The organism is Sulfitobacter sp. F26169L, from assembly GCF_026410285.1.
Taxonomy (GTDB): Bacteria; Pseudomonadota; Alphaproteobacteria; order Rhodobacterales; family Rhodobacteraceae; genus Sulfitobacter.
In genome coordinates this window covers 54,916-80,165 of sequence record NZ_JAPMLP010000001.1, presented here as the reverse complement: position 1 = coordinate 80,165, position 25,250 = coordinate 54,916, and the positions used below count along the sequence as shown (strand labels likewise).

The 25,250-nt window shown below is 57.3% G+C and carries 23 protein-coding genes and 1 other RNA gene; 12 read left to right on the top strand and 12 right to left on the bottom strand.

Annotated elements, in window-relative coordinates:
- The first annotated feature begins 121 nt into the window (after positions 1-121).
- A complete protein-coding gene (locus OS189_RS00350; RefSeq protein ID WP_267165296.1) occupies positions 122-898 on the top strand; it encodes a Bax inhibitor-1/YccA family protein in 777 nt (258 codons plus the stop codon).
- 1,131 nt (positions 899-2,029) lie between these two features.
- Here the strand turns inward: OS189_RS00350 and rpmG are convergent.
- The 6 genes from rpmG to gatC all read right to left on the bottom strand — a co-directional run bounded on the left by rpmG (position 2,030) and on the right by gatC (position 6,087).
- The gene (gene rpmG, locus OS189_RS00345; RefSeq protein WP_025061397.1) at positions 2,030-2,197 is read right to left on the bottom strand and encodes a 50S ribosomal protein L33; all 168 of its coding nucleotides are present in this window, start codon (positions 2,195-2,197) and stop codon (positions 2,030-2,032) included.
- 181 nt (positions 2,198-2,378) lie between these two features.
- Positions 2,379-2,806: RNase P RNA component class A (gene rnpB, locus OS189_RS00340), an RNA gene on the bottom strand.
- A gap of 73 nt (positions 2,807-2,879) precedes the next feature.
- Positions 2,880-3,455, bottom strand: a complete 576-nt coding sequence (locus OS189_RS00335) for an N-acetylmuramoyl-L-alanine amidase (RefSeq protein ID WP_267165295.1) — start codon at positions 3,453-3,455, stop codon at positions 2,880-2,882.
- A 67-nt stretch (positions 3,456-3,522) separates the two neighbouring features.
- Entirely contained in the window at positions 3,523-4,272 is a 750-nt protein-coding gene (locus OS189_RS00330) for a hypothetical protein (protein WP_267165294.1), read from the bottom strand.
- 40 nt (positions 4,273-4,312) lie between these two features.
- On the bottom strand, positions 4,313-5,800 hold the full coding sequence (gatA, locus tag OS189_RS00325; protein ID WP_267165293.1) for an Asp-tRNA(Asn)/Glu-tRNA(Gln) amidotransferase subunit GatA: 1,488 nt from the start codon (positions 5,798-5,800) through the stop codon (positions 4,313-4,315).
- Positions 5,800-6,087: an Asp-tRNA(Asn)/Glu-tRNA(Gln) amidotransferase subunit GatC gene (gene gatC / locus OS189_RS00320; RefSeq protein WP_267165292.1), complete on the bottom strand. Its 288-nt coding sequence runs from the start codon at positions 6,085-6,087 to the stop codon at positions 5,800-5,802. The genes gatA and gatC overlap by 1 nt, the downstream gene beginning before the upstream one ends.
- Before the next feature lie 161 nt (positions 6,088-6,248).
- Here gatC and OS189_RS00315 point away from each other — a divergent pair, with 161 nt between their 5' ends.
- Complete coding sequence (locus OS189_RS00315) at positions 6,249-6,947, top strand: metal-dependent hydrolase (protein ID WP_267165291.1); 699 nt, start codon at positions 6,249-6,251, stop codon at positions 6,945-6,947.
- Between the two features lie 5 nt (positions 6,948-6,952).
- Here OS189_RS00315 and OS189_RS00310 read toward each other — a convergent pair whose 3' ends face one another.
- Complete coding sequence (locus OS189_RS00310; RefSeq protein WP_267165290.1) at positions 6,953-7,408, bottom strand: nucleoside deaminase; 456 nt, start codon at positions 7,406-7,408, stop codon at positions 6,953-6,955.
- A 63-nt stretch (positions 7,409-7,471) separates the two neighbouring features.
- Here OS189_RS00310 and OS189_RS00305 point away from each other — a divergent pair, with 63 nt between their 5' ends.
- Positions 7,472-8,545 (top strand): pseudouridine synthase, encoded by a 1,074-nt coding sequence (locus OS189_RS00305; protein ID WP_267165289.1) that lies wholly within the window; start codon positions 7,472-7,474, stop codon positions 8,543-8,545.
- Positions 8,546-8,576: 31 nt separating this feature from the next.
- Here OS189_RS00305 and OS189_RS00300 read toward each other — a convergent pair whose 3' ends face one another.
- Positions 8,577-8,714, bottom strand: a complete 138-nt coding sequence (locus OS189_RS00300) for a hypothetical protein (RefSeq protein ID WP_267165288.1) — start codon at positions 8,712-8,714, stop codon at positions 8,577-8,579.
- A 159-nt stretch (positions 8,715-8,873) separates the two neighbouring features.
- Here OS189_RS00300 and OS189_RS00295 point away from each other — a divergent pair, with 159 nt between their 5' ends.
- The 9 genes from OS189_RS00295 to dtd all read left to right on the top strand — a co-directional run bounded on the left by OS189_RS00295 (position 8,874) and on the right by dtd (position 17,048).
- Positions 8,874-9,692, top strand: a complete 819-nt coding sequence (locus tag OS189_RS00295) for a TerC family protein (RefSeq protein ID WP_267165287.1) — start codon at positions 8,874-8,876, stop codon at positions 9,690-9,692.
- Positions 9,693-9,852: 160 nt separating this feature from the next.
- Positions 9,853-10,743 carry a 5-bromo-4-chloroindolyl phosphate hydrolysis family protein gene (locus OS189_RS00290; protein ID WP_267165286.1) on the top strand — a complete coding sequence of 297 codons (891 nt, stop codon included), beginning with the start codon at positions 9,853-9,855 and terminating at the stop codon, positions 10,741-10,743.
- A gap of 33 nt (positions 10,744-10,776) precedes the next feature.
- Positions 10,777-11,973: a toxic anion resistance protein gene (locus tag OS189_RS00285; protein ID WP_267165285.1), complete on the top strand. Its 1,197-nt coding sequence runs from the start codon at positions 10,777-10,779 to the stop codon at positions 11,971-11,973.
- A 2-nt stretch (positions 11,974-11,975) separates the two neighbouring features.
- Positions 11,976-12,941 (top strand): DUF2927 domain-containing protein, encoded by a 966-nt coding sequence (locus tag OS189_RS00280; protein ID WP_267165284.1) that lies wholly within the window; start codon positions 11,976-11,978, stop codon positions 12,939-12,941.
- A 76-nt stretch (positions 12,942-13,017) separates the two neighbouring features.
- Positions 13,018-14,133, top strand: a complete 1,116-nt coding sequence (locus OS189_RS00275) for an SPFH domain-containing protein (protein ID WP_267165283.1) — start codon at positions 13,018-13,020, stop codon at positions 14,131-14,133.
- Between the two features lie 61 nt (positions 14,134-14,194).
- Positions 14,195-14,746, top strand: coding sequence for a cytochrome B (locus tag OS189_RS00270; protein ID WP_267165282.1), 552 nt, complete (start codon positions 14,195-14,197; stop codon positions 14,744-14,746).
- 68 nt (positions 14,747-14,814) lie between these two features.
- Positions 14,815-15,924, top strand: a complete 1,110-nt coding sequence (locus OS189_RS00265) for a TFIIB-type zinc ribbon-containing protein (protein WP_267165281.1) — start codon at positions 14,815-14,817, stop codon at positions 15,922-15,924.
- A 3-nt stretch (positions 15,925-15,927) separates the two neighbouring features.
- Positions 15,928-16,608, top strand: a complete 681-nt coding sequence (locus tag OS189_RS00260) for a nitroreductase (protein ID WP_267165280.1) — start codon at positions 15,928-15,930, stop codon at positions 16,606-16,608.
- Complete coding sequence (gene dtd, locus OS189_RS00255; protein ID WP_267165279.1) at positions 16,605-17,048, top strand: D-aminoacyl-tRNA deacylase; 444 nt, start codon at positions 16,605-16,607, stop codon at positions 17,046-17,048. Before OS189_RS00260 ends, dtd begins: the two co-directional genes overlap by 4 nt.
- Before the next feature lie 95 nt (positions 17,049-17,143).
- Here the strand turns inward: dtd and OS189_RS00250 are convergent, their stop codons facing one another.
- The 4 genes from OS189_RS00250 to OS189_RS00235 form a co-directional block, all read right to left on the bottom strand.
- Positions 17,144-18,322 carry an HlyD family type I secretion periplasmic adaptor subunit gene (locus tag OS189_RS00250; RefSeq protein ID WP_267165278.1) on the bottom strand — a complete coding sequence of 393 codons (1,179 nt, stop codon included), beginning with the start codon at positions 18,320-18,322 and terminating at the stop codon, positions 17,144-17,146.
- A complete protein-coding gene (locus tag OS189_RS00245; RefSeq protein WP_267165277.1) occupies positions 18,319-20,538 on the bottom strand; it encodes an ATP-binding cassette domain-containing protein in 2,220 nt (739 codons plus the stop codon). The genes OS189_RS00250 and OS189_RS00245 overlap by 4 nt, the downstream gene beginning before the upstream one ends.
- A complete protein-coding gene (locus tag OS189_RS00240; protein ID WP_267165276.1) occupies positions 20,535-21,749 on the bottom strand; it encodes a TolC family protein in 1,215 nt (404 codons plus the stop codon). The genes OS189_RS00245 and OS189_RS00240 overlap by 4 nt, the downstream gene beginning before the upstream one ends.
- A gap of 225 nt (positions 21,750-21,974) precedes the next feature.
- On the bottom strand, positions 21,975-25,115 hold the full coding sequence (locus OS189_RS00235; protein ID WP_267165275.1) for an Ig-like domain-containing protein: 3,141 nt from the start codon (positions 25,113-25,115) through the stop codon (positions 21,975-21,977).
- Positions 25,116-25,250 lie beyond the last annotated feature (135 nt).

Genomic DNA, 25,250 nt, shown 5'->3' with positions numbered 1-25,250 from the left:
ATGGTGGAATTAACCACTTATAAAAACCTAACCGATTCACCTTGAAAAGAAGGCCCATCCGCATGATATTACGCTTGTATACGCGCGAAATCTTTGCGCGGACGATCTTTAGGAGTTTTACATGGCAGACGTGAATACAATCCGGACCCGTGCCGGAAGCCGCACAGCCGCGATTGATGAAGGCCTGCGCGCGCACATGAGCAAGGTCTACGGAACAATGTCCGTAGGCATGTTGATAACTTTCGCCGCCGCATGGGCCATTTCCGGTCTGGCAGTTACATCCGATCCCGCCGGTGCTACGATCGCGCTGCGTGAGGGTCAGTATCTTACTGGTCTTGGCCAAGCGATTTATGCCTCCCCGCTGAAATGGGTTATAATGTTTGCGCCGCTGGCTTTCGTGTTCGGCTTCGGCGCTGCAATCAACCGCATTTCGGCATCAGCCGCACAGCTGATGTTCTATGCATTCGCTCTGGTTATGGGCCTGTCACTTAGCTCGATCTTCCTTGTATATACCGGCGTGTCCATCATTCAGGTATTTCTGGTGACTTCCATCGCTTTTGCGGGCCTATCGCTCTGGGGATACACCACGAAAAAGGACATCTCTGCTTGGGGTAGCTTCCTGATTATGGGTGTAATCGGCCTGATTGTTGCATCGATCGTCAGCATCTTCTTCCCGAACCCTGCGTTGACGTTCGCGATCTCTGCAATCGGTGTGTTGATCTTTGCCGGCCTTACAGCCTACGACACACAGCGCATCAAAACCGAGTACGTCGCACATGCACAACATGGCGATAGCGAATGGTTGGGCAAAGCGGCCATCATGGGCGCGCTGAGCTTGTACCTGAACTTCATCAACATGTTCATGTTCTTGCTGCAACTGTTTGGCAGCCGCGAATAACAACAGCCTGCTGTGACAAGACGCAAAGCCGCTCCTTAGGGGGCGGCTTTTTTCATTCCAGCTTTCCTTTTTCTACCGCTCTTAGAAGCGTCCGCGCCGTCCTTCGACTGGCCAGATAATGCACGCCCCCCCATCCCCCGCCAATGCGCGACACGCCTTCAATCGCTGGCGCCCTTCATGGCAGTCCTGCCAAATAGAATAGATGTTCCGGTCGACGCACTGCGCACAGCCGTCCGGCATATCAGGGCGACTTCTCCGAAGATGCACAAGCGTCAACCACACCACACGCGCAAGACGCAGTTGAACCGGCAAATTCGGCCGGAGCAGCGCACCCGAATTGCGCGACCGTCTTTCAAACGTCGCTGCATTGAAGCCTTCACTGAGCCAAAACTCCTACACCTAAATCCCCGCGATAATCGCAGGTTTTTACGCGTCAGGCCGGGGCTCCGGTCGGGCTATCCGGAAAACCTGATCAAGATGATGCACAGGCAATCTTGTCTGCACCCCCAGCTAATGCGCTTGTGTGAACTCCCCTGCGGCTGCATCACCAGTAATCATTACAAGCATCATCTGGTCCCTGCAGCTAAATCGCCGCATGAATTCTGCCGCCCCACGTCAGCTTCTCAAATGATGTAATGGCGGGAAGCTTCCCTTGTCCGCAAGTGAGCCAAGTATCTTTTGCGCGAGGTATTCCGATAATTCCACATTTATACAAGAATACGAGAGGTATCGAAATCAAACCGCTTGGGACAATCGTCGAACAGGTCAGGCCGGATCTGCATGTGGCACAGGTCTTTGACAAGCTGCTCCAGCGATCCTGGGGGGTAATCGCACGCACCATCGCGACATGCTTTACTTGCGAGTGCGGCGTTCAATGCGGCAACAGATGCACTTGATCCGGATGCTTTACAGGTAGACCCGTCTGCTGCCCCACCCAAAGCGCTAGCGTGGAATTATCAGAACCCGCACCACCCAAGATCATATTGCGGCTCAGCTGCTCTCCCGTCCTCTTTACCTTGCTCTTGAAAAGGTTCGGTTTCCTCACCGGATACAACCGGCGAATTTTTCGCACAGAACGCAAAAAAGCCGCGCAAAATTGCGCGGCTTTCTAAATGTCAAAGAGTGGCGGTCTTACTTAATTTTGCCTTCTTTGTATTCAACGTGCTTGCGTGCAACGGGATCGTATTTTTTCATAACCATCTTTTCGGTCATGGTGCGCGCGTTCTTTTTGGTGACATAGAAATGGCCTGTGCCCGCGGACGAGTTCAGACGGATCTTGATCGTGGTTGGCTTAGCCATTTTGTATTCTCCTGTGCGGCGCGGCATATCCCTTGACTGACGCGCGTAATCTCTAAGTTTCGGGTTCTACCCCTGCTACGCCCCGAGTCAACCCCGTATTGCGCAGCAGCAGAAATAAGGGGTGGAAAATTTGAATTTTCCATTGCGGAATTTTAAAAATTCCGCTGACCGACGTAAATTTATGCGCGGAAGGCCTATAAGCCGGATTCTGTCCCGAGGATTCGCTTGCACGCACCCTCATGGATGACCATTCCTCTGACCATGCCGTTACCGACACAACTACAGCCGCCAACCCGGACCTGCTAAAGCACAAGAAGCTTCGCCACCCTGCCCGAAGACAAAGCGGCACGCGGTCCCTATTTGGCGTTGCTCCCGGTGGGGCTTGCCATGCCGCCGCTGTTGCCAGCCGCGCGGTGGGCTCTTACCCCACCGTTTCACCCTTACCTGCCGACAATCCAAAGCGTGCTTTGAAATGGCAGGCGGTTTATTTTCTGTGGCGCTTTCCGTCAGGTTGCCCTGCCCGGGCGTTACCCGGCACCGTTTCTTATCGGAGTCCGGACTTTCCTCCCGCTTGCCCGAAGGCAAGCAAGCAGCCATCCAGCCTTCCGCGCAAGAACGGGCTTTACGCCCTACACGTGCGCCGCGTCAATGGGGTGCAATGGGTAAACTTGCCCTGCGTATCTTAGATTCTGAAATCGTCACTGCACAACGGACCTGTGCGCCAAGGTGCATGACGCAGTCGGACGGCAGTCAATAGTGTCTCGAACGCAACGTCCGCGCTATAACCTGCCGTCTTCGCCGCCGATAAGAAAGCGGCTTCGTCGCAGTTTCCAACGTCTCGGGCGTGCGCAGATGCTGCCAGTCCGCAACGCTCCAGTCGCGCCCAGTCAAAATACGGGCCCGGATCATCTTTGCGGCCCGGCGCCATATCGGAATGGCCGATCACACCCTCAGGCGCAATGTTCCACCGCTTCATAATACCCGCCAGCAACTGCTCCAGCGCATCCATCTGCGGCGCAGAGAACGGGTGGCTCCCCCGATTGTCCAGCTCGATCCCGATTGAACGGGAATTGATATCATCAACGCCGCCCCATTCACCCGCACCCGCATGCCACGCGCGCTGTGCTTCTTCGACCATCCGGGTCACGGACCCCTTCGCATCTATCAGATAATGGGCAGACACTTCAGCTTGCGGATCGCACAAACGATCAAGCGCGGCCTGCGCGCTCTCCATGGCGGTGTAGTGCAGCACAACCATAGTGGGCGTTAAACCATTCCGGCGCACGCCACAATTCGGGGATTTCAGAACCTGCACCACGCGCGGCTTAGTCGCCGATGGTGCGATACACCGCAGGGTTCCAGCCGCAGGCGTATCCGTCACCGTCAGGGTCCATACCCTTAGGGTCCCGTTCAGGCCCGCCTGCCGTCAGGAAGTCAGCCTGAGCCTGATCCATATGGCGGTAGTTGCCGCAGCTACGCTTGAACCGGTTCGCCGCATTAAAGCGGCTGCGTTTGTACATTTTTGTCCCGACGGGGTGGCTGGTTTTCAGCGCATATGCCACGATATTGGGGCCTGTATCTGTCCTCTCGGGCAGGGCCTGCGGCTGGATAACCTGATATTGCGCGCGGTTGGCAGCAAGGCGCGCCGCATCGCTTTCGATGCTGCGCTGGTTTGTTACCACGTCAAAGTTGTTTTCCTGGCTGATACCGGTCGCGTTATTCACAAGCCCGGGTGCGGGGTTGGACGGGCTCGCCTCAACCGGCGGAACGCCAGAATTATTGGCCGCCGCGGCCAGCCGTCCGGCATCCGCAACGGTTTGTGCGCGCCCTGTACGTGCCAGCATTGCAGTCGTCTGCGCAGCTGTGTCTGCTGGTGATCCTGCCACTGGAAGCGGCTGCGCGCTGACCGATGGTGCGGCAGGCACACTGCCCGCCAGCATAGCATCACGATTTGCACGCTGGGCATCAAATGTCTGGTCGAATCCTACACCGAAACGGCTATCTTCCGGGGCTGCGGGTTGGCATGCCGTCAAGGCAGCTACGGCACACACACCTAGCACGAATCGTACACTCATCATCAAAAGCCTGCATTTGTTGTTACGCGTTGCGCGCCGTTTACCACCATTTATGGGGTTTGGCTACAAAACCCGCGGCCTGCTCCAGCGCGTAGGCGGAAGACAGCAAATCGGCCTCCTCCCATGGACGCCCGATCAACTGCAACCCCATTGGCAATCCCTGACTGTCGGTGCCTGCGGGAACAGAAATGCCCGGAAGCCCTGCCAGATTTACCGTAACGGTGAAGACATCGTTAAGATACATCCGGATCGGGTCTGCATCTGTCATCTCCCCCAATCCGAACGCGGCAGAGGGCGTTGCCGGTGTCAGAATACTGTCAATGCCCGATGCGAACACATCGTCAAAGTCTTTCTTGATCAGCGTCCGCACACGGCGCGCGCGGTTGTAATACGCGTCATAAAATCCGGCCGACAGCACGTAGGTGCCGATCATCACGCGGCGCTGCACTTCGGGGCCAAACCCTTCTGCGCGGGTTTTTTCATACATCTCGGTAATGCCGTCACCTGCATCCAGTTTGGCGCGGTGACCATAGCGCACACCATCATAGCGCGCGAGGTTGCTTGACGCCTCGGCAGGGGCGATCACGTAATAGGCAGGCAGCGCGTATTTGGTATGCGGCAGCGAGATATCAACAATCTGCGCGCCCGCATCCTTGAGCATCGCCGCACCATCTGCCCACAGCTTTTCAATCTCTTGGGGCATGCCGTCCATACGGTATTCCTTGGGGATACCGATTTTCTTACCGCGGATATCTCCGCTCAGGGCCGCCTCGAAATCCGGCACGGCCAGATCGGCGGATGTGCTGTCTTTGGGATCAAAGCCGCACATGGCTTCCAGCATGATCGCCGCATCGCGCACCGATTTGGTCATCGGGCCGGCCTGGTCCAGCGACGAGGCAAAAGCCACAACACCCCAGCGCGAGCAGCGCCCGTATGTTGGCTTGATTCCGACGGTTCCCGTAAACGCCGCAGGTTGGCGAATGGAGCCGCCCGTATCCGTGCCCGTTGCCGCAAGGCACAGATCGGCCGCCACAGCGGAAGCTGACCCGCCCGATGATCCACCCGGCGTGAGTGGCGTATCGGAGGCCTCGCGCCGCCACGGGTTGATCGCATTGCCATAGACCGAAGTTTCGTTCGACGATCCCATGGCAAATTCGTCCATGTTCAGCTTGCCCAACATCACCGCGCCGGCATCTTGCAAATTCTGGCTGACGGTTGATTCGTATTCCGGTTTGAACCCCTCAAGGATACGAGACGCCGCTTGGGAAGGCACGCCTTTGGTGCAAAACAAATCCTTGATCCCGATGGGCAGACCGCACATCGCAGGAGCATCGCCGCTCTTCAGGCGCTCGTCGGCAGCGGCCGCGCGCTCCAGCGCCAGTTCGGGGGTGTGGTGGACAAACGCATTCAACGCGTCTGCGCCCTCAATCGCCTTCAGACAGGATTCTGTCAGTTCTTTTGAAGTCGTCTCACCTTTGCGCAGTAGATCACGAGCCTGCGCAAGGCCCAGTTTGTTGAGTTCAGTCATTATTCAACCACCTTCGGCACGGCAAAAAAGCCTTCGCGCGCATCGGGCGCGTTTTTCAGAACGGCGGCCTGCTGGTCACCATCAGCTACGACATCTGCGCGGCGGCGCAGGTTTTGCGGGGTTACCGATGTCATCGGCTCAACGCCTTCAATGTCCACCTCACCCAGTTGTTCGATGAAACCGAGGATCGTGTTAAACTCTTGCGCAAGCGCGGGCAGCGCCTCCGGTTCAACCTTGATACGGGCCAGTTTTGCCACCCGTGCGGCGGTGCTTTCATCAATCGACATAGGATTTCCTCATCTGCTTGTTTGTCCTCTACCGCCCTCGCGGCGCGCAGGCAAGTCACACACCAATCTGACATCAGGCAAAGGTGAAAATTAGCTCCCCCCCTCGCTATCGCTGCGCGATGCGCTAATGTCTGCGCGAACATATCTTCAGGAGGCATGACATGAATATCATCTGGCTTGGACACGGATCATTTCGCATCGAAATCGAGGATCAGGTCATTCTGGTTGATCCGTGGTTAAACGGCAATCCTATGCTGTCCGAAGACCAACACAGCGCAGCCATTGAAAATGCGACACAAATCCTTGTCACGCATGGGCACTTCGATCACACAGCAGACATTCTGCAAATCTCGAGAGATACCGGCGCGCCGGTGTCAGGCATTTTTGAACTGGCCAACTATCTGTTCGCGCAGGGCGCTGTTGAGGGCGACGCATTCAACATGGGCGGCACAATTGCGCTGGGAGAAAAGGTGACGGCCAGCATGGTGCCGGCCTCACACTCGTCCACCGCAGAGGTAGACGGCACGCCGCGCTACATGGGCAGCGAAGCCGGATTCATCCTGCGCGGCGAAGGACGGTGCATCTATATCTCGGGCGATACAAGCCTGATGGCGGATATGGCGTGGATCGGGGATTATTACAAACCCGACATCGGCATCCTGTCCGCAGGCGGACATTTCACCATGGATATGGAAATGGCAGCCTACGCCACGCGGACCTATTTCAACTTCAATGTCGTAATTCCGTGCCATTACCGCACCTTCCCGCTGCTGGAGCAATCGGCTGACGCACTGATAAACGGCACTACGCCGGGCACATCGGTGATCGCGCCCGAGGTGATGGAGGTCGTCAAGCTCTGACGAGCTTAGCTTTCGCGTCTGGCAGCAAAAAACTGGCGCAGCAAAGTTTCGGAATCACGCTCCGCGATGCCGTCAAAAACTTCAGGCGAATGGTGGCATTGCGGGTGGGTGAACACCCGCGCGCCCTGCGCCACACCACCCGATTTCGGGTCTGCGGCGCCATAGTACAATCGCCCGATCCGCGCCGCGACAATCGCACCTGCACACATCGCACAGGGCTCCAGCGTGACGTATAGCGCGCATCCCGTCAGCCGCTCTGCCCCCAAATGCGCACAGGCTGCGCGGATCGCCAACATCTCGGCATGCGCGGTCGGATCGTTGTATTCGCGGGTGCGGTTGCCTGCCTGGGCGATGATCTCGCCCGTGGCGGACACCACCACAGCGCCAACAGGCACTTCGCCGCGCGCACCTGCTGCGCGTGCCTGAGTTAATGCGGCGTCCATGAACGAGGTAAATTGCATATCCCTTGATGGCGCTAAAACCGTCTCTTTCGCAAGGGGGGCAGGTGCGCTATGGCTCACTGCATGAAAAATACTTCTTCCCCCTCCTCACCCGACGGTGACCGCATCGCAAAAACGCTCTCCCGTGCAGGTATCGCCAGCAGGCGAGAGGCCGAACGGATGATCGAAGCTGGCCGCGTGTCAGTTAATGGTGCCGTCATATCTTCGCCCGCGCTGAATGTAACCGCAGCGGATCGCATCACCGTGGATGGCAAACCCGTAGGCGCTGCCGAACCTGCGCGCCTGTGGCTGTATCACAAGCCCAAGGGGCTGGTGACAACCGACAGCGACGAAAAGGGGCGGGAGACGATTTATGATGCGTTGCCAGATGACCTACCCCGCGTGATGAGCGTCGGGCGGCTTGACCTGAACTCCGAAGGATTGCTGCTGCTGACTAATGACGGCGGCATTAAACGGATGCTTGAACTGCCCTCGACAGGGTGGTTGCGCCGGTACCGTGTGCGCGTCAACGGGCGCCCCACCGAAGAACAACTGGAACCGCTGCGCGCTGGTATCATTGCGGACGGGCAGCAATTCCAGCCGATGGATGTCGTGCTGGACCGGCAGAAAGGCGCAAACGCGTGGCTGACTGTGGGTCTGCGCGAAGGCAAAAACCGCGAAATCCGCCGTTCGATGGAGGAAATCGGGCTGAGCGTAAACCGGCTGATCCGCATCAGTTATGGCCCTTTCCAGCTTGGCGATATCAAGCTGGGCGCTGTTGAGGAGATCCGCCGCAAGGTGCTGCGTGACCAGTTGGGACCGGATGCCGAGGCATTGCTGGGCGCGCCACCCGCCGAGCCGACGCAAGTGAAACGCGGATTCAAGCGGCGCACCCCCCACAAGGGTGCGTTCGGCGGCCCCGGCCAACCGGGCCTGCCGAAGCCGCGTGAAGAGATGGAAGAAAGCCGTCCGAAACGTGGCAAATCATACAAGCCAAGCCGCCCCGACAAAGCCACAAGGGACAAGGTAGCGCGTGAAGCCATGAACAAGGCAGGCGGACCAGCAAAGCCGCGCAAATTCAGCAGCGCCGCATCAAAATCCCGCCCCGCGACCGGATCAAAGCCCGCATCAGGGCCGAAAAATCCACGCCGTGGCTAGCGATGCGAAGGGTGATATGATCTGTTACCCGTCAGACGTAGATAAACGCCAGTACGATCAGCGTATATCCACCAACCCAAAGGGCGGTCTGTAGGCGCCGCCCCTTACCCAATGTCGCGTCAAGCAGTTGGGCGGCAGCGGTATCTTTTTCCCGATGTTGTGGCAGCATACATATCTCCTTCGCTCCTCCAAGAGCCTAGAATTATTTACACAATTTATCGTTAATGCCTGAAACGGCATTTTTTCCGCCGAATTCCCCGCGCCAAACCGGTTCACATAAACCATGTGCTGCGGTAAAGCGGATCATTGCTTTCATGAGGTGACGTTTATGCTCGATCTGCTGACATTCGAAAATATGGTTAATCTGGTTATGCTGTGTTTTTTGCAGGCCGTTTTGGGTTTTGACAATCTGCTTTATATCTCGATCGAGAGTCAGCGCGCCCCCGTGGCCCAGCAGGCCGCCGTGCGTAAATGGGGAATCATAATCGCCGTTGCCTTGCGGATTATTCTGCTGTTTGTGATGATCCGTCTGATTGATGCGCTGGCCGAGCCGTTCTTTATTCTCGAATGGGAAGGTGTGCTGACAGGGGGCGTCAACTTTGCCACGTTGGTGTTTATCATCGGTGGTGCATTCATCATGTACACGGCTGTTAAAGAAATCAGCCACATGCTGACAATTGAACACCTCGGTACGGACCTGAACTCGAAGTCGGGCAAATCAGCCACCAAGGTTGTCGGGCTGATCGTCTTGATGAACCTGATTTTCTCGTTTGATTCGGTGCTGTCGGCACTGGCCATCACGGACGTTTTTATCATCCTTGCCACAGCGATCATCCTGTCAGGCATTGCAATGCTGCTGCTGGCAGAGCGCGTGACCCAGTTTCTGGAGGCCAACCGGATGTATGAGGTATTGGGCCTGTTTATCCTTTTGATTGTTGGCATTGTTTTGTTGGGCGAAGCGGGGCAAGCGGCGGCACATGCCACACATAATCCTGAACTGGCGCTGCGGTTTTTCGGGCACGAAGTTATCCCGATGTCAAAAACCACGTTCTATTTCAGCGTTTTAGTGCTGGTCGCGGTGGAGGTTCTGCAATCGGGCTACACGCGAAAGCTTAATTCCGAGCGGCGCACGGGCCGGCGGCACTAGAAACCGCGCGCGTGGCTGCTTATGGTATTTCTAACATCGGTGCCCAGGCGCCGGAATTCGGGGGGCCTATGGGACCGACACCTTTTCAAAAAGCGGCTTATGTCGCGCTGATCGTGCTGTTGTTCGGCGTCAGCTCCGGCTGGCTCGGAGGGGTATGAGCGTGGCTAAAAGGTATGGCGGCAAATACAGCACAAACGACAGTGCCGATACATCCCTTCCCCAAGGGAGTCGCGCCCGCAGGATCGAAGTGGACCCGGTAGGCGGGCGGGCCAATGTGCTGTTTGTGCCTGCCATTGTGTTGATCGCCACCAGCTTTTCGGGGGGGCCCGTTTCGCTTCTCCTTGCCCTATTGGGCGCACTTTCGCTTACGATGGCCGCGTGGTTGTTGCGCAATGGCCTGCGCGCACAGGCCGCCTATGACGCGCGCAAGGTCGCGCGCCGCCCTGCCCTGCCCCGCAAGATTTTCGCCGCCGCCTTTAGCGGGATCGGCACGGCACTGGCAGTTACCGCGCATCTGGACGGCTTTGATATTGTCGCCCCCGTGATCTACGGCATCGTGGCTACGGGCCTGCACATCGCAGCCTTCGGGCTGGACCCGATGCGCCACAAAGGCATGGATGGTGTGGATACCTTCCAGCAAGACCGTGTTGCGCGTGTGGTGGACGAGGCCGAAAAGCATCTCGGCACTATGCGCGAAACGATTGTGCGCGCGAATGATCGCCAGTCCGCTGCGCGTCTTGAAGATTTCATCGACACAGCGCGCGAACTGATCCGCACCGTCGAAGAAGATCCGCGCGATCTGACGGCTGCGCGCAAGTTTCTGGGCGTGTATCTAAAAGGCGCACGTGACGCGACGGCAAAATTTGCTGACATCTATGCGCGCACACGCGACACACAGGCAAGAACCGATTATCTGGCACTTCTCGATGATCTCGAAAAGAACTTTGCCGCCCGTAACCGCAAATCACTGCTGGATGACCGTAGTGATCTGACCATCGAAATTGACGTGCTGCGCGAGCGGCTGTCGCGTGAAGGTGTGCGTCTGGAGTGATCCAAGCCGCGCACATTAAACAAGGAGCCGAAAATGTCTGAGAACGTCCGCGAAAAAGCTGCCAAATCCCTCGCCATGGTAGAGGAGGTGACCGCCGTTGTCCTGCCTGAACCCGCATATGCAAACGCCGTAACGACACTGGAGCAGGCAGACGCACCGCAAAGCGCCGAAATCCGTGCGCGGATGGATGAGTTGGACATGAACGACACGCAGTCTATCATCAGTTTCGGTTCTGCCGCCCAGGCCGAATTGCAGGAAATATCGCAGGCGATGTTGCAGGATGTGCGCAACAAGGACGTAGGGCCAGCGGGTGACAGCCTTCGTGGCATCGTCACCACCATTCGCGGTTTTTCCGTATCCGAACTGGATGTCCGCCGCGAGCGGAGCTGGTGGGAAAAGCTGATCGGGCGCGCAGCACCATTTGCCAAATTCACCGCCAAGTTCGAACAGGTTCAGGGCCAGATCGACAAGATCACCGATAATTTGCTGTCCCACGAGCATACGCTTTTGAAGGACATCAAATCGCTCGATATGCTCTATGAGAAAACGCTGCAGTTTTACGACGAACTGGCGCTTTATATTGCAGCAGGCGAAGCCAAAGTTGAAGAACTTGATGCAACCGTGATCCCCGCCAAGGAAGCGGACGTGGAAGCGGCAGCGGAGAGCGACAAGGTGATGGTCGCCCAAGAGCTGCGCGACCTGCGCGCCGCGCGCGATGATCTGGAACGCCGTGTGCATGATCTGAAACTGACCCGTCAGGTCACCATGCAATCGCTGCCCTCCATCCGTCTGGTACAGGAAAACGACAAGAGCCTTGTGACCAAGATCAACTCGACCCTCGTAAACACTGTGCCGCTGTGGGAAACACAGCTGGCCCAGGCGGTCACCATCCAGCGCTCTGCCGAAGCGGCATCGGCGGTGCGTGAAGCCAATGATCTGACCAATGAATTGCTGACCTCGAATGCAAAGAACCTGCGCGACAGCAACAAAATCATCCGCGAGGAAATGGAGCGTGGTGTGTTTGACATCGAAGCTGTAAAAGCTGCCAACGCAGACCTGATCGGGACCATTGAGGAAAGCCTTCAGATCGCTGATGCAGGAAAAGCAAAACGTGCTTCCGCTGAAAAAGACCTAAAGGAAATGGAGGCAAAGCTGCGCGATACGCTAGCTGCCGCCAAATCCAAAAAGACCGGACTGGGCGATACAGCGTCCGGCGCCGTACCGCGCTAGAAATGATGTGGGGGCGTGAGATCATAATGGCGGGTCTGGGGCTGATCGCACTGGGCCTAAGCGCGTGTACAGACATCGCGGCACCGGCCGAACCGATCCTGAAACCTGTATCCCGCCCTGACAAGCCCCGCGCGACTGCCAAACCTCCGGCTGTCGCGCGCCCAACATCCGAAGCAAGTGCCGCCCTGCGCAGTTATCTCAATCAGGTGCAGAGCGCCCAGTTGGGCCAAGGGCTGCTGCGCCGTGATGGCGGAGGAGGTGATACGCCGTTCACCAGCACGATGCTTGCGCGCAATTTTGAAAAAATCGCCTTTTTCAATGAATATGACGGTAATTTCTCAGGTCCGGGCGGGCCGAGCCCCCTACGCCGCTGGGCAACGCCCGTTCGGATGGATCTGATATTCGGCGATGGGGTTCCGCCTTCGCAGCGTAAGAGTGATACGGAACATGTGCGCAGCTATGCAGAAAGGCTAGGCCGCGTGTCGGGCCATTCTGTGAGCATGAGCAAGAAAGCGAATTTCATTGTTGTAATCGCCGGCGAAGATGATCGCACAGCTGCCCTTGCCGCCGCTGCCGCGCGCCTGCCGGGGGTATCGGCGGCAAGCCTTGCACCGCTTGATAACCTGACCCGCGACACCTACTGCGTGGTTGCCGCCTATGCGTCGGGCTCAGGGGCCAATACCTACACCACCGCCCTTGCGGTGATCCGCGCCGAAAACCCCAGCCTTCTGCGACTGTCGTGTATCCACGAAGAGCTTGCGCAAGGCATGGGTCTGGCCAACGACAGCCCCACCGCGCGCCCGTCGATCTTTAACGACGATGACGAATTTTCCCTGCTGACGCGCCACGACGAACTGCTGCTGAAAATGCTGTACGATCCACGTCTGCGCGCCGGCATGACTGCCGAACAAGCGCGCCCTATTGTGCAAAAAATCGCTGCCGAACTGATCGATGGCGGGCCTGTCTAACGCACGCACCGCAGTTTCTTGATATGCTGCTGTCAGATGCATAGAGTACGCTACAAACACTTCTGAAGGACATTCCATGGGTATTTTCGATTTCCTCTCCGGTGAATTCATCGACGTCATCCACTGGACCGACAACACCCGCGATACGCTGGTGTGGCGGTTTGAACGCGAAGCGCATGAGATTAAATACGGTGCCAAGCTGACAGTGCGCGAGGGACAAGCGGCGGTGTTTGTACACGAAGGGCAACTGGCCGACGTGTTCACTCCCGGTCTTTACATGCTTGAAACCAACAACATGCCGATCATGACCACCCTTCAGCATTGGGATCACGGGTTCAAATCACCCTTCAAATCCGAAATCTATTTCGTCAACACGACGCGGTTCAACGATCTCAAATGGGGCACCAAGAACCCGATCATCGTACGCGATCCCGAATTCGGTCCCGTCCGCCTGCGTGCATTCGGCACCTACAGCGTCCGCGTGGTTGATCCGGCACTGTTTCTGCGTGAAATCGTTGGCACCGATGGCGAATTCACCATGGACGAGATCAGCTACCAGATCCGCAACATAATCGTGCAGGAATTCTCACGCACCATCGCGCGCTCGCAAATTCCCGTACTCGACATGGCTGCCAACACCCGTGAGCTGGGCAAACTGGTGGGCAGCGAAATTGCCGCGCAACTGGCAGAATACGGGCTGGCGATGCCGGAACTCTACATCGAAAACATCTCCCTGCCGCCTGCGGTCGAGAAGGTTCTGGACAAACGCTCCTCCATGGGGGTGATTGGCAACCTGAATGAATACATGCAGTTTCAGGCGGCGGAATCGCTGGGCCGCGATGGTGCCGGTGCGGCTGCCATTCAGGCGGGTATGGGCGCGGGTCTTGGCATGCAGATCGGCGCGCAAGCTGCTGCTGCCGGTCCTTGGGGCGCAAAACCGGCCCCGGCCGCCGCCGCTGCGGCGCCTCCGCCCCCACCTCCTCCGGTCGAACATGTCTGGCATATTGCAGAGGGTGGAAAAACATCCGGACCATTCTCCAAAGCCAAAATGGGCCGCATGGTAAGCGAAGGCTCGCTTTCGCGCGAAACCTATGTCTGGACTGCCGGACAGGACGGATGGAAGCGAGCGGAAGACGTGATGGAGCTTGCGCAGCTGTTCACCGTTATGCCGCCCCCACCGCCAGAGGCGTAGTGGATGCACAGCAGGCCGGGACAAATGAAACTTTGGCCTGCTATCCTACGTGATCAGATGTATGAACCGTCTGAAACGCTATAAGCCGTCCCGCCGTACCGTTCTGAAATGGACGCACGGCGCAATGATGCCGCTGTTCGTATGGTTCCTGCTGGTGACGCCGGATATGGTGGTGCCACTGGGCGGACACTGGTTTGCGCTTCATTCCAATCTTGCGCTGGTGTTTGTGTCGATCTGCCTGCTCTGTACCGTCGGATTAATGCGGCGCGGCCTTGCCTCACGACCGGGACCAAAGCTGCAAGGCTGGGCGCGCAAGGTTCATCGCCCGCTCCACCTTGCGATCATCTGGGGTCTGTTTGTGGTCGCATTGGGGGGCTTCCTGCTGGGGCTGACATCTGCTGTTCAGCTCAAAGCCGGATTATGGCTACCGATTGCTCCGCCAATGGGGTGGCAACGCGCAAACGAGGTGGTCGGACGGCTGCATATTTATCAGTTTTATTTGTTGGGTGTCGTGATCTTGCTTCACGCTGCATTTCACATCTGGCGCCACTTCCGTTTGCGCGACAATGCCCTGCGGATCATGGCACCGAAAGTCTTGCACCGCTTCCTGTGACCCCCCTTGACGCCCCTCGTCGCAGGCTGAATGTTGGGGTCAGTTTTGTTCAGACCAGAGGCCAACCATTGCCAGATTTTCAGCCAAAACCTGTCCTGCAGGAACACCGATTTCCCTGTGATACTTGCGGCAGCGATCTGCGGTACGATCCCCAAAAAGCCCTGCTGAAGTGTGATCACTGCGGCAACGAAGAAGCAATCGGCACAGTCTGGAGCAACTCGCGCGCTATTGCGGAGCTGGACCTTAGGCGCGGCTTATCCCAGACGCTTGAATCCGTGCAAATGGAAGAAACCCGTGTCAGCAAATGCCCGAACTGCGCGGCGCAGATCGAATTCGACGCAGATAGCCAAGCCACCGAATGCCCGTTCTGTGCCACTCCTGTGGTGGTTGATACAGGGGTAAACCGCCATATCAAACCGCGCGGCGTGCTGCCTTTTGCCTTGGCCGAAGAAACCGCGCGCAATGCGATGAAGGACTGGCTGGGCAGCCTGTGGTTTGCCCCCAACGGCCTTCAATCCTATGCCCGAAAGGGGCGGCGAATGGACGGAATTTACGTTCCCTACTGGACCTATGACGCCCAATCCGACACCCGCTATACCGGCGAACGCGGCACCGTCTATTACGAAACCCAAACCGTCGTGCGTGATGGCAAGCGCCAGCAGGTTCAGGTGGCAAAGGTACGCTGGCGTAGCACTTCGGGGCGTGTAGCGCGCTTTTTTGATGACGTGCTTGTTCTTGGCTCACGCTCGCTGCCAAAAAGGTTCACCGATGCGCTGGAACCGTGGGATCTGACCGCACTGGAACCTTACGCACCTGAATACCTCGCCGGATTCAGTGCGGAAGCCTATACGGTCACACTGGACGAAGGGTTTGACGAGGCACGCGCGAAAATGGACGCGATGATCCGCCGCGATATCAAGTTCGACATCGGTGGTGACCGTCAGCGCATCCATTCCATGGATGTGAACCTCAGCGATATGACCTTCAAACACATCCTGCTGCCCGTCTGGTTGGCCGCCTACAAATACCGCGGCAAATCTTACCGCTTTGTCGTGAACGGCCGCACGGGGCGGGTACAGGGCGAACGCCCTTATTCGGCGATCAAGATCACATTTGCCGTGATCGCGGGGCTCATCGCAGCCGCAATCATTGGCTACCTTTATGCACAGAACGGATAACAGATGACCCAGATCGAAACGCTCAACCAGATTCTGCAAGACCGCTATTCCTGCCGCGCCTTCCTGCCCGATCCGGTCCCGGATGCGGACCTGACCCGCATCATAGACACTGCGCGTCATGTCCCGTCGTGGTGCAACGCCCAGCCGTGGCAGGTCGAAATCACGCGCGGTTCAGCCACAGACCGCCTGCGCGATTGTCTGATGGCTGCCGTTCAGTCCGGCACGCCTGCCCCCTCCCCCGATCTGGATTGGCCGACCGAGTATAGAGACGAATACCTAGACCGCCGCCGCACGTGCGGCTTCCAGCTTTATAGCGCTGTCGGGATAGATCGGTCTGATCGTGAAGGCCGGAGCAGGCAAATGCTGCGCAACTTCTGCTTCTTTGACGCGCCCCATGTGGCGATCATTCATTCGCCCGCACAATTGGGTCCATACGGCGCGATGGATTCGGGGGGCTTCGTCACTGCGTTTACACTGGCTGCGACCGCTCTGGGCGTGGCTACCATTGCGCAAGCGGCGATTGCAGCCCATGCACCATTGCTGAAACAGCAGTTGAGCATTGCCGACGACCGCCTGATCCTGTGCGCCATATCACTCGGCTACGCCGACAAACACGCCCCCGCAAACAGCTTTCGCACCGATCGGGCCGGAACGGATGATATCATCCGCTGGCACGACACATGAGGGCCCTGATCCAGCGCATCACCGATGCCAGTGTTACCGTTGACGGGCAGATAATAGGAGAGATCGGTCGCGGCCTTCTTATCCTTGTTTGCGCCATGCCGGATGACGACACCACCACAGCAGACGCATTGGCATTGAAAATATCCAAACTGCGTCTGTTCCAGGATGACGCAGGTAAAATGAACCTCAGCCTTGTGCAAACGGGCGGTGAGGCATTGGTGGTCAGCCAGTTTACCCTGGCCGCCGACACATCACGCGGCAACCGCCCCGGATTTTCCGGCGCGGCAAGACCGGAAGACGCCCGTGCGCTCTACGAGCATTTTGCGCAAGCGCTCGCGGCGCTGGATGTCCCTGTGCAGACCGGCCGGTTTGGCGCCGATATGTCCGTCGCCCTTACAAACGACGGGCCTGTCACGCTCTGGCTCGATACAGACGCCTGACACCCTCTATCCACCCCTAAGCGAAAAATGCGGACCGCATCGGCCCGCATTGAGTACGTCATAAAACATGTCTTGCGCGCAAGCGCCCGATCAGGTCACGGCTCGCGGAAGGCTTCTTTTGATTTGTACAGCGGCTTGAGCAGGTATTGTAAAACCGTTTTGGAACCTGTGTGCAACTCGACGCTGGCCTGCATACCGGGGCGGATTTCAAGCGCGGACTGGCGCGGTGTCAGATGCTCGGTGTCTACGGCCAGCGTTACCTTGTAATGCGGATCGCCATCAGGATCGCGCGCACGCTCGTCCTTGAACGTATCCGCCGAGATCAACTTCACCTCGCCCTTCAACGTGCCGTAAATCGTGTAATCATAGGCCGACAGTTTGACGGTCGCCGCCTGCCCGCGGCGCACGCCGGCGATGTCTTTGGGCTTCACCCTTGCCTCTACAAACAGTTCTTCATCCAGTGGAATGATCTGCAATATCTCTTCACCCGGACGGACAACACCGCCGATGGTTGTGACGCTCAGATTGTTTACAATACCGCGCATCGGGCTGCGCAGTAGTGTACGGTCAAGCTGGTCCGTGCTTGCCTTGAGATTCTGGCGCAGCGTCGACAGCTCTTTCAATACGTCGGAATATTCCTGTGCGCGTTCCAACTCGGTGCTGGTCACAACGTCATCGTACTTGATCCTCGCATCGGCATAGGCCTTGCGCGCACGCGTCGCTTCTATCAGCGAAACGATCTTGTTTTTCAACAGATCATCCATGAGGTCCCGCTCGCGTTGCGCTTCGACCAGAACCCTATTGGCCCCGTCAACCGATGACACATAATCCGACTGGCGCGCTTGCAGCAGTGCCGCCTCTGAGGCCACCATATCCGGCGTACGTGTGCGCCATTCGTTGGGAACGTCAAATGTAAAGGCTCCGTCGATTTCCGCCTCAAGACGCAGGCGGCGGATTTCAAACGCGCTGATCTGGTCTTGCAGATCATCAACCGATGACTGGAACTGCGTATTATGCAACCGCGCCAGAACATCGCCCGCTTCGACAATATCGCCCTCGCCCACTTCCAGTTCGGCCAGTATGCCGCCCTCAAGGTTCTGGATGATCTGCGGGCGCGAGCTTGAAATCATTGCCCCTTCAGCGCGCACGATTTCATCCACCCACGCAAAGAATGCCCAGATCACAAAAACAATTACCGCACCGGCGCTGAGCCATACCACCATGGAAGGGCGGCGCATTTGCTGCTCGATATGAGCGTCCATTGCAATGCTCATGCGGCATCTCCCTTTTTGCCGGTCAGATGTGCCAAGACCTCGTCACGCGGCCCGTCAATGCTCATCCGGCCATTGTTCAGCACGATGGTGCGTGTTGTCAGCGCCAGAATAGGTGCGCGGTGCGTAGCAATCACGGCTGTGCGGCCCTGCATCCATTTTTCCAACCGCTTGACCAATGCCTGCTCCAGTTTTTGGTCAAGCGCCGCTGTCGGCTCGTCCAGCAGGCAAATCTTGGGGTCTTGCAACCACAAACGCGCCCAACCGATGGACTGCCGCTGCCCGATGGACAGGCCCGCCCCAGCATCCAGAATCTCCAGATCCAAACCTTTGGGATGATTGCGCACAAATTCACCCAGCCCTGCGAATTCCAACGATTGCATCAGGCGCGCATCGTCACGCTCCAGCATGGTCAGGTTCAGGTTGTCGCGCAATGTGCCCGAAAACAGGCGGATGTCCTGCCCCAGATATCCGATCAGGCGGCGCAGATCCCGCGGCTCGATCTGGGTCATCTCGGTGCCGTCAATCAGAATACGGCCCTTTGTCGGTGCATAAAGCCCGCTAAGCACTTTCAGCAGAGATGATTTCCCCGATCCGTTTGCCCCAAGGATCGCAACCCGCTGGCCCTGCAAAATGCTGATCCCGGGCAACTCAAGCGTCGGCGCGCCTTCGTCGGTGTAACGGAAAGTCACGTCACGCAGTTCGAAATTTCCTGCAAGGTGATCGCGGCGCATATAGGTGCGGCCTTCGGCGCTGTCCTGCTCGGAACCTGCGATATGCTCCAACCCGTCAAGGGCGGATTTCACATTTCCCCAGCGCGCCATTGTCCCGGCCAGTTGCGTCAGCGGTGCCAGTGTGCGTGAGGTCAGAATGCCCGTGGCAATGATTGACCCGACAGTAAATTGACCGGCAAACACCAGATAGGTGCCCATGATTACCGCGGCGACATAGGTGCCCTGCTGTATGCCCTGACTCCAGAATGTAAGTGCCGAGGCCAGCTTGCGTTGCTCGGATGATTTTACCGCCGACAAGGTCGTCAACTCGGACCATATGCGCTGCACGCGATCCTCGCCGCGCTGGGTCTTTACCGTGTCGAGTTCGAAAATCGCTTCGTGCAGCAGGCGCGAGGATTTCGCCGTGGCTCCTTGGGTTTCCTGCGTCAGCCGGATCATGCGCTTTTGCATGAAAAAGCCCGGTACCACCATCAGGATCCCCCCAAGCACCAGCACCCAGACGACATTACCCGCGATCGACGCCACAAGAGCGAGAAACACAAAGATAAACGGAATATCCGCGATTGTGCCGATGGTAGAGGCTGTGAAGAACTCCCGAACAGACCCGAATTCACGCATAGAAGAAAACAAATCGGAGGGCGCTTGGGGGCGTTTATCGCTGCGCATCCCGAGGATGCGGTTCATCAGCAGTTGCAGCACCGAAAGTTCGATCTGGCGGCCTGCTCCGTCCATTAGTTGCGCGCGCGCCATCTTGATGAATGCTTCCATCAGCAGCGCCAGAACAGCACCCGCCGCAAGCACCCACAGCGTCGCCTCGGACTGGTGCGGGATGACCCGGTCGTAGACCTGCAAGGAAAACAGCGCCACAGCGACCGCCAGCAGGTTGGCCACAAACGAGCCAAGGGCAACTTCGCCAAGCTGGCGTTTGAATTTTCCGAATTGCCCCCAGAACCAGTGTTTTGGCTTTTCGGCGGTCTTGTGAACCTCTGCCACCTTTTCAATCGGCATTTGCGCGCGCAGCGTCAGGCCGGAAAAGAACGGTACAAAATCAGTTGCGGGTACGATTGCGCGGTTATCGGGGCAGGTTGTGTCGTAGACGATCATGTCTTCACGATCGCGGCCCATCACCAGCAACAACTGACCGGATGTCATATACACCAGCGCCGGAAAGCTTTGGTCCTCCAGCGAATTGCTGCGGATCATCTGCGCAGTCAACCCGTTGCTGCGCAACAGCATGGTAATGATCTGCGCCTCGTCCTGCTCGGACGCGTCGGGCTTTAGCCTGCGGGCCAGTGCATCAGCTAAATCGGCTTGCGAAATCTCGCTACCCAATACGCTTGCGTATGTGGCGATCAATGCACCTCGCGCGCGCAGTTTATCCTCAAATGTCGATGTGTTGTCTGCTTTGGGCGCCTCGACGCTTTCGTCGACCCGCAACCGTGCGGAGTTTCCATTTACAATTGTTAAGGTAAAGGGCTTGCTCATATTGCGGATCCATCAGCCAACACGCCCAAAAGCTCGGCCATGGCCACACGCAAACGGATCGCTTCGTATTTCAGGGCAACTTCAGCTTCTTGCTGACGTGCGAATGTTTCATAGACGCCGACCACATCCATCACCTGCCGCTGCCCTGCATCGTATTGGGCCTGAAACAGATCGAGATTTCTCTTGGCCTGCGCAGTGAGACCTGCAGCCTCTTGCGCCTGACGCTCTTTCGAGGCGATCTGGCCTTCGAACTTGCGCAACTGGCGGTTAGCGTCTTCTGTCGCTTGGGACACGCGGCGACCTGCCGCCTCTCTGGTCGCTTCGATCGCTTTCAGACGATCCCCCGTACCCAGCCCAAGAAGACCCTCGGATTTTATGTTCAGTCCGAAAGTGCTGTTCTTGCCGACAGTGCCACCAGCGGTAAGGCCCGGCAACTGGCCTGCGCGGTCCACCTTTGCTGCTGCAACGGCGCGGATTTTTTCGGCCTCGGCCTGCATCACGCTAAGCGGCTGTGCAATGTGGGCGCTGACTGGAATGTTCGGGGTGCCGCGGACATCGCCCAGATCGCCAATAGACATTGCGTTAAGCTCGGCAATCGCGGTGGTTGCTGTTTCGGAAGCTGCGGACTGGCTTGCGCGGATTTCCAACAGTTTCTGGCGCAGGACATGCAGATCGGAGCTGTCGGAGACACCGCCATTGACGCGCTGTTGCATCACCCATTCAAAATGCCCGATATCCTTGGCGCTTTTGATGGCGAGCGCGTGTTTCTCACGCGCCTCGACAGCGGTGATATAAAGGTCCAGCCCAGTACGCACGCGCTCGTTGGTGTCTGTCACCAGCGCAACGGCGGCAACCTCCACATCCGCAACGGCAAATTCACGCTCGCCCATCTTGCGGCCATTGTCATAAATCACCTGCTCGACGATCAAATTCGCCACAACAGAGCCGAGCGATGTCAGGCTGATGTTCGGGCCAATCTGTGGAAGCCAGTTTTTCGACGCGGCGCGGGCGCGCAACTGGGCCGCACGCAGTTCGCTTTCAGCACTGCGCGAATTGGCCGCTAGAACCGCAGTCGCCACACGACTGTACGCACTGTCCGAGGGCAGCACGGAACGGCGGGCGATCAGACCCTGAATGATGTCACTTTGTGCGTTGATCTTTTCGGAATGGGTGGGTTTCGCAGTTACAGTATTGGACTGCGTACTTTGCATCGCCACAACATCCGGCGCATCTGCGTTGCCACCTACATCCGATAAACACCCCGCCAACGCGAGCGCACTCGTGCACAACGCTGCCGTCTTTAGCCTACACTGCCCCATATCCTGCCCTTAACGTGCCGATATTTATGTATATTTTTATCTTTGTTTTTATTGTTTTTGTTTGGGGTGCGGCGGTGGTTTGGCCCCGCCGCATCCCCTTGTTTTCAGCCGTTCATCTTAGATGATGACGGGGACTTCCTGCTCGATCAATAGCGTGCCTTCATCACCAACGTTGTAAACGTTGAAGGTCTGGCCGTCGACTTCGCGGGTGCCGTCTTCTTCGCCACCCTGAATGGTGACCAGATCTTCGGCAGAGCCGCGGATTGTCAGCGTGTTGGTTGCTGTGGACAGGGCCAGCAAGCTTGCCTCGTCGATGACAACACTTGCGGCTTCTGCAAAGTCGAGATCGAGGTTTTCGATCTGGAAGTCACCCAGCGCCATGTTGGTCAGATCAACTGTATCAGTGGCGGCTTCGTCATCCAGAACCAGGTAGGTGCCCGATGTGTTGCCTGCCAGGTCGGTTGCGTTGACGATCAGTTGTGATCCGTTAGGAACATCTGCGGCAAATTCAAACGTTGTTTCACCGCGTGAGTTTGTACCCTGCTCACCCTGTACTTCGGAAATAGAACCATCTGCAGCAACCTGCACAACACTTTGTACATCTGTTGTCGGCTCACCGTTTTCCATGACAGTTTCGATCGAAATACCGCGAAAACCGTCAGACCCTTCGGTGAAGGATTTGATGATCGGGCCGTCGGGTGCATCTGTATCAATTGACAGAATGTCATTAATCACAGCTTTGTTGCCGACATGATCAGTGGCTTCGACAGAAATCTCCGCGTCATAGGTACCGCTGCGGATATCGGCAGCGTCAATAGTCAGCGACCAGTTCCCCGCGGTGTCCACATCTGCGTTATGTGGCTTTCCATCAAAGGTGACGACAACAGTTGAGCCTGCTTCGACCGAACCACCCAGATCAATTCCCGCCGCGGCTTCGGCAGCGTTGACGACCTGATCTGTACCAGCAGAGTTGCTGGTCATGTCAAATGGCACAACTTCAGTATCCACATCCACGGTTGCGGCGGCAGTTTTGACGTTACCAGCGGCATCTGTCGCGGTTACGCCAACGTCTGCAGTGTATGTGCCTGTCTCCAGTGCGCTGCCGTTAAATACCGCGCTCCATTTTCCGGCTGCATCCACAGTGGCAGATGCTGTCTGCCCGCCCAGAGTTACCACCACAGCAGTAGAGCCAACCTCGGTTGAGCCGGTCACAGTGACGCTGCCGCCATGCTCCGCACCGCTGATGATGTTGTCTACGCCGATATCATTTGCATTGATGCCGAGGTTATCAACACGCGTGTCGACCTCTACGCTGTCGGACGCCGAGCGGCTGTTACCGTAGGCATCTGTCGTGGTTGCAGTGATTTCAGCAGTATAAACACCCGCAGCGACATCGGAGGCAGAGAAGAACGCTTCCCATGTTCCGTCGGCTTTGGCCACAACGTTATGGCTGACACCTTCCATTGTCACGGTAACCACAGCACCTGCGTCCGCAGTACCGGTCAGAACCACGCCATCGCTGGCTTCCGCTTCGTTGACGATGTCGTCACCCTCAACCGGTGCGCTGTCAATGGTCAATACACCTGCGTCGGTATCAACCACAACAGACGTGGTTGCCGTGTCGATGTTGCCTGCCGCGTCTGTCGCGGTGGCTGTCATTGTTGCGGTATATGTACCCGCCGCAACAGAGCCTGCGGCGAAAGTGGCGGTCCAGCTGCCATCTGCCGCAACAACTGCTGTTGCAGTGGCTTCACCCAATGCAACCGTCACGGACGAACCCGGCTCGGTCATGCCTGAAACCGTCAGCGGCTGAGCTGCTTCTTCTGCGTTGATCACACCATCTGAACCTCCGGTGCTGGAGGTGATCGAGAAGTCACGCACCAGCGTGTCAAGATCGTAGGTGCCCGAGGTGCTTGCGACATTGCCATGAACGTCGGTCGCCACAACAGTAACTGTGCCGGTGTATTCACCCACGGCCAGTTCGCTGGAAGTGAACGTCGCAGACCAAGTGCCTGTTTCCGTTGCGATAACAGTGTGCGTTGTCCCCGCAACCGTCACCTCAACAGAGGAACCCGCCTGCGCTGTGCCGGAAAAGGATACGCCGTCCGTATGCTCTACACCGTTGATGGTGCCGTCACCACCGATGGCTGCGGTATCAACCGTGACGGACGTCACGGTATCAATAACAAGTGTTTCAGTGTAGCTGCCGCTGTTGCCGAAGCTGTCGGTTGCTACCACGGTGACGCCGGTTGTATATTCGCCGGCTTCGAATGCACCCGCTTCCCACGAAACAGTCCATCCGCCGTCTTCACCGACGACAGTTGATTGTGTGTTTCCGTTGATAGTGACGTCAAGCGTTGCACCCGCCTCGCCGGTGCCGGTGATTGTCACGCCTTCGGCAAAGCTGGCTTCGTTAAAGAAGTCACCTGTCGATTCCGTGCCGGACGTAAACACGATTTCCGGTGCGGTCGTATCGATTTCAAAAGATGGTCCGCCCAGATCTGTCTCGTCACCGTCGCCGTTGGTCACCGTAACAGTGGAGTCATAAACGCCATCATCGGGGAAATTCTCTCCGTCGAACACGGCTTCGAATTTTCCATCATCATCAATCACAGTGCCGACTGTTTTGTCACCGACAGTCACAGTCACATCGTCACCCGGCTCGCCGCCGCCAGTGATGGTCAGCGATTCATCGGCATCATCACCACCAATAACAACGTTTGATTCTTCGTCATTCACATACGGGTCTGCAGGGCCGTCATCACCCCCACCGCTCATGCTGCCGAGAACCGCCGCACCGCCTAGGCCCGCTGCGATTGCAGCGCCGCTGCCGAACAATCCACTGCCGCCCAACAAGGCCGCACCCAGCATCGAAACATCGTCCGCACCGCCCGCCGGCAGCGGAACACCCGCCACTTCGGAGTTGCCAAGAAAGATCAGCTCGTCAGACGGGCTCCACTTGCCCCATTCTGCAGTTGGGCCATACTGAGCGTGTAGATTGCCCTGACCCTGATCAATAAAGCTTACCTCGTTGAGGTAGCCATCTGCAGAAACAAACAGACGGTTCGCCTCACCCGCATCGTTAAAGAAATTGTCAATCGTAATCGTCCGTCCATCGGCAAGCGATATCACCAATTTGTCCCCCGAGCGCACTTGGCTCGCGAAGTCTGACTGACGTGCATTAATGGAAATTTCCTGACCGGCACCGGCCACAATAACTTGGTCCTGAACATCTGCTGCTACAGTACCACGTTGCATGCCGCCCGCACTTCCGCGGACAACGAAATCAATCGCCTTCATAGTTTTACCACTCTACCTCGAAAGTGCCTGCTTTTTTGCAGGTCACTTGATTCTAATTTTTTTTGTTTTGCTGCTATCCGGCCCGTTCGAGCG

Coding starts and splice junctions, on each gene's coding strand:
- OS189_RS00335 (WP_267165295.1), bottom strand. CDS start 3,455: ATGGTTGTGCTGCACTACACCGCCATGGAGAGCGCGCAGGCCGCGCTT.
- OS189_RS00260 (WP_267165280.1), top strand. CDS start 15,928: ATGACCCAGATCGAAACGCTCAACCAGATTCTGCAAGACCGCTATTCC.
- OS189_RS00295 (WP_267165287.1), top strand. CDS start 8,874: ATGCTCGATCTGCTGACATTCGAAAATATGGTTAATCTGGTTATGCTG.
- dtd (WP_267165279.1), top strand. CDS start 16,605: ATGAGGGCCCTGATCCAGCGCATCACCGATGCCAGTGTTACCGTTGAC.
- OS189_RS00305 (WP_267165289.1), top strand. CDS start 7,472: ATGAAAAATACTTCTTCCCCCTCCTCACCCGACGGTGACCGCATCGCA.
- gatC (WP_267165292.1), bottom strand. CDS start 6,087: ATGTCGATTGATGAAAGCACCGCCGCACGGGTGGCAAAACTGGCCCGT.
- OS189_RS00300 (WP_267165288.1), bottom strand. CDS start 8,714: ATGCTGCCACAACATCGGGAAAAAGATACCGCTGCCGCCCAACTGCTT.
- OS189_RS00285 (WP_267165285.1), top strand. CDS start 10,777: ATGTCTGAGAACGTCCGCGAAAAAGCTGCCAAATCCCTCGCCATGGTA.
- rpmG (WP_025061397.1), bottom strand. CDS start 2,197: ATGGCTAAGCCAACCACGATCAAGATCCGTCTGAACTCGTCCGCGGGC.
- OS189_RS00235 (WP_267165275.1), bottom strand. CDS start 25,115: ATGCAACGTGGTACTGTAGCAGCAGATGTTCAGGACCAAGTTATTGTG.
- OS189_RS00280 (WP_267165284.1), top strand. CDS start 11,976: ATGATGTGGGGGCGTGAGATCATAATGGCGGGTCTGGGGCTGATCGCA.
- OS189_RS00310 (WP_267165290.1), bottom strand. CDS start 7,408: ATGCAATTTACCTCGTTCATGGACGCCGCATTAACTCAGGCACGCGCA.
- OS189_RS00330 (WP_267165294.1), bottom strand. CDS start 4,272: ATGAGTGTACGATTCGTGCTAGGTGTGTGTGCCGTAGCTGCCTTGACG.
- OS189_RS00350 (WP_267165296.1), top strand. CDS start 122: ATGGCAGACGTGAATACAATCCGGACCCGTGCCGGAAGCCGCACAGCC.
- OS189_RS00315 (WP_267165291.1), top strand. CDS start 6,249: ATGAATATCATCTGGCTTGGACACGGATCATTTCGCATCGAAATCGAG.
- OS189_RS00270 (WP_267165282.1), top strand. CDS start 14,195: ATGAACCGTCTGAAACGCTATAAGCCGTCCCGCCGTACCGTTCTGAAA.
- gatA (WP_267165293.1), bottom strand. CDS start 5,800: ATGACTGAACTCAACAAACTGGGCCTTGCGCAGGCTCGTGATCTACTG.
- OS189_RS00245 (WP_267165277.1), bottom strand. CDS start 20,538: ATGAGCAAGCCCTTTACCTTAACAATTGTAAATGGAAACTCCGCACGG.
- OS189_RS00250 (WP_267165278.1), bottom strand. CDS start 18,322: ATGAGCATTGCAATGGACGCTCATATCGAGCAGCAAATGCGCCGCCCT.
- OS189_RS00240 (WP_267165276.1), bottom strand. CDS start 21,749: ATGCAAAGTACGCAGTCCAATACTGTAACTGCGAAACCCACCCATTCC.
- OS189_RS00275 (WP_267165283.1), top strand. CDS start 13,018: ATGGGTATTTTCGATTTCCTCTCCGGTGAATTCATCGACGTCATCCAC.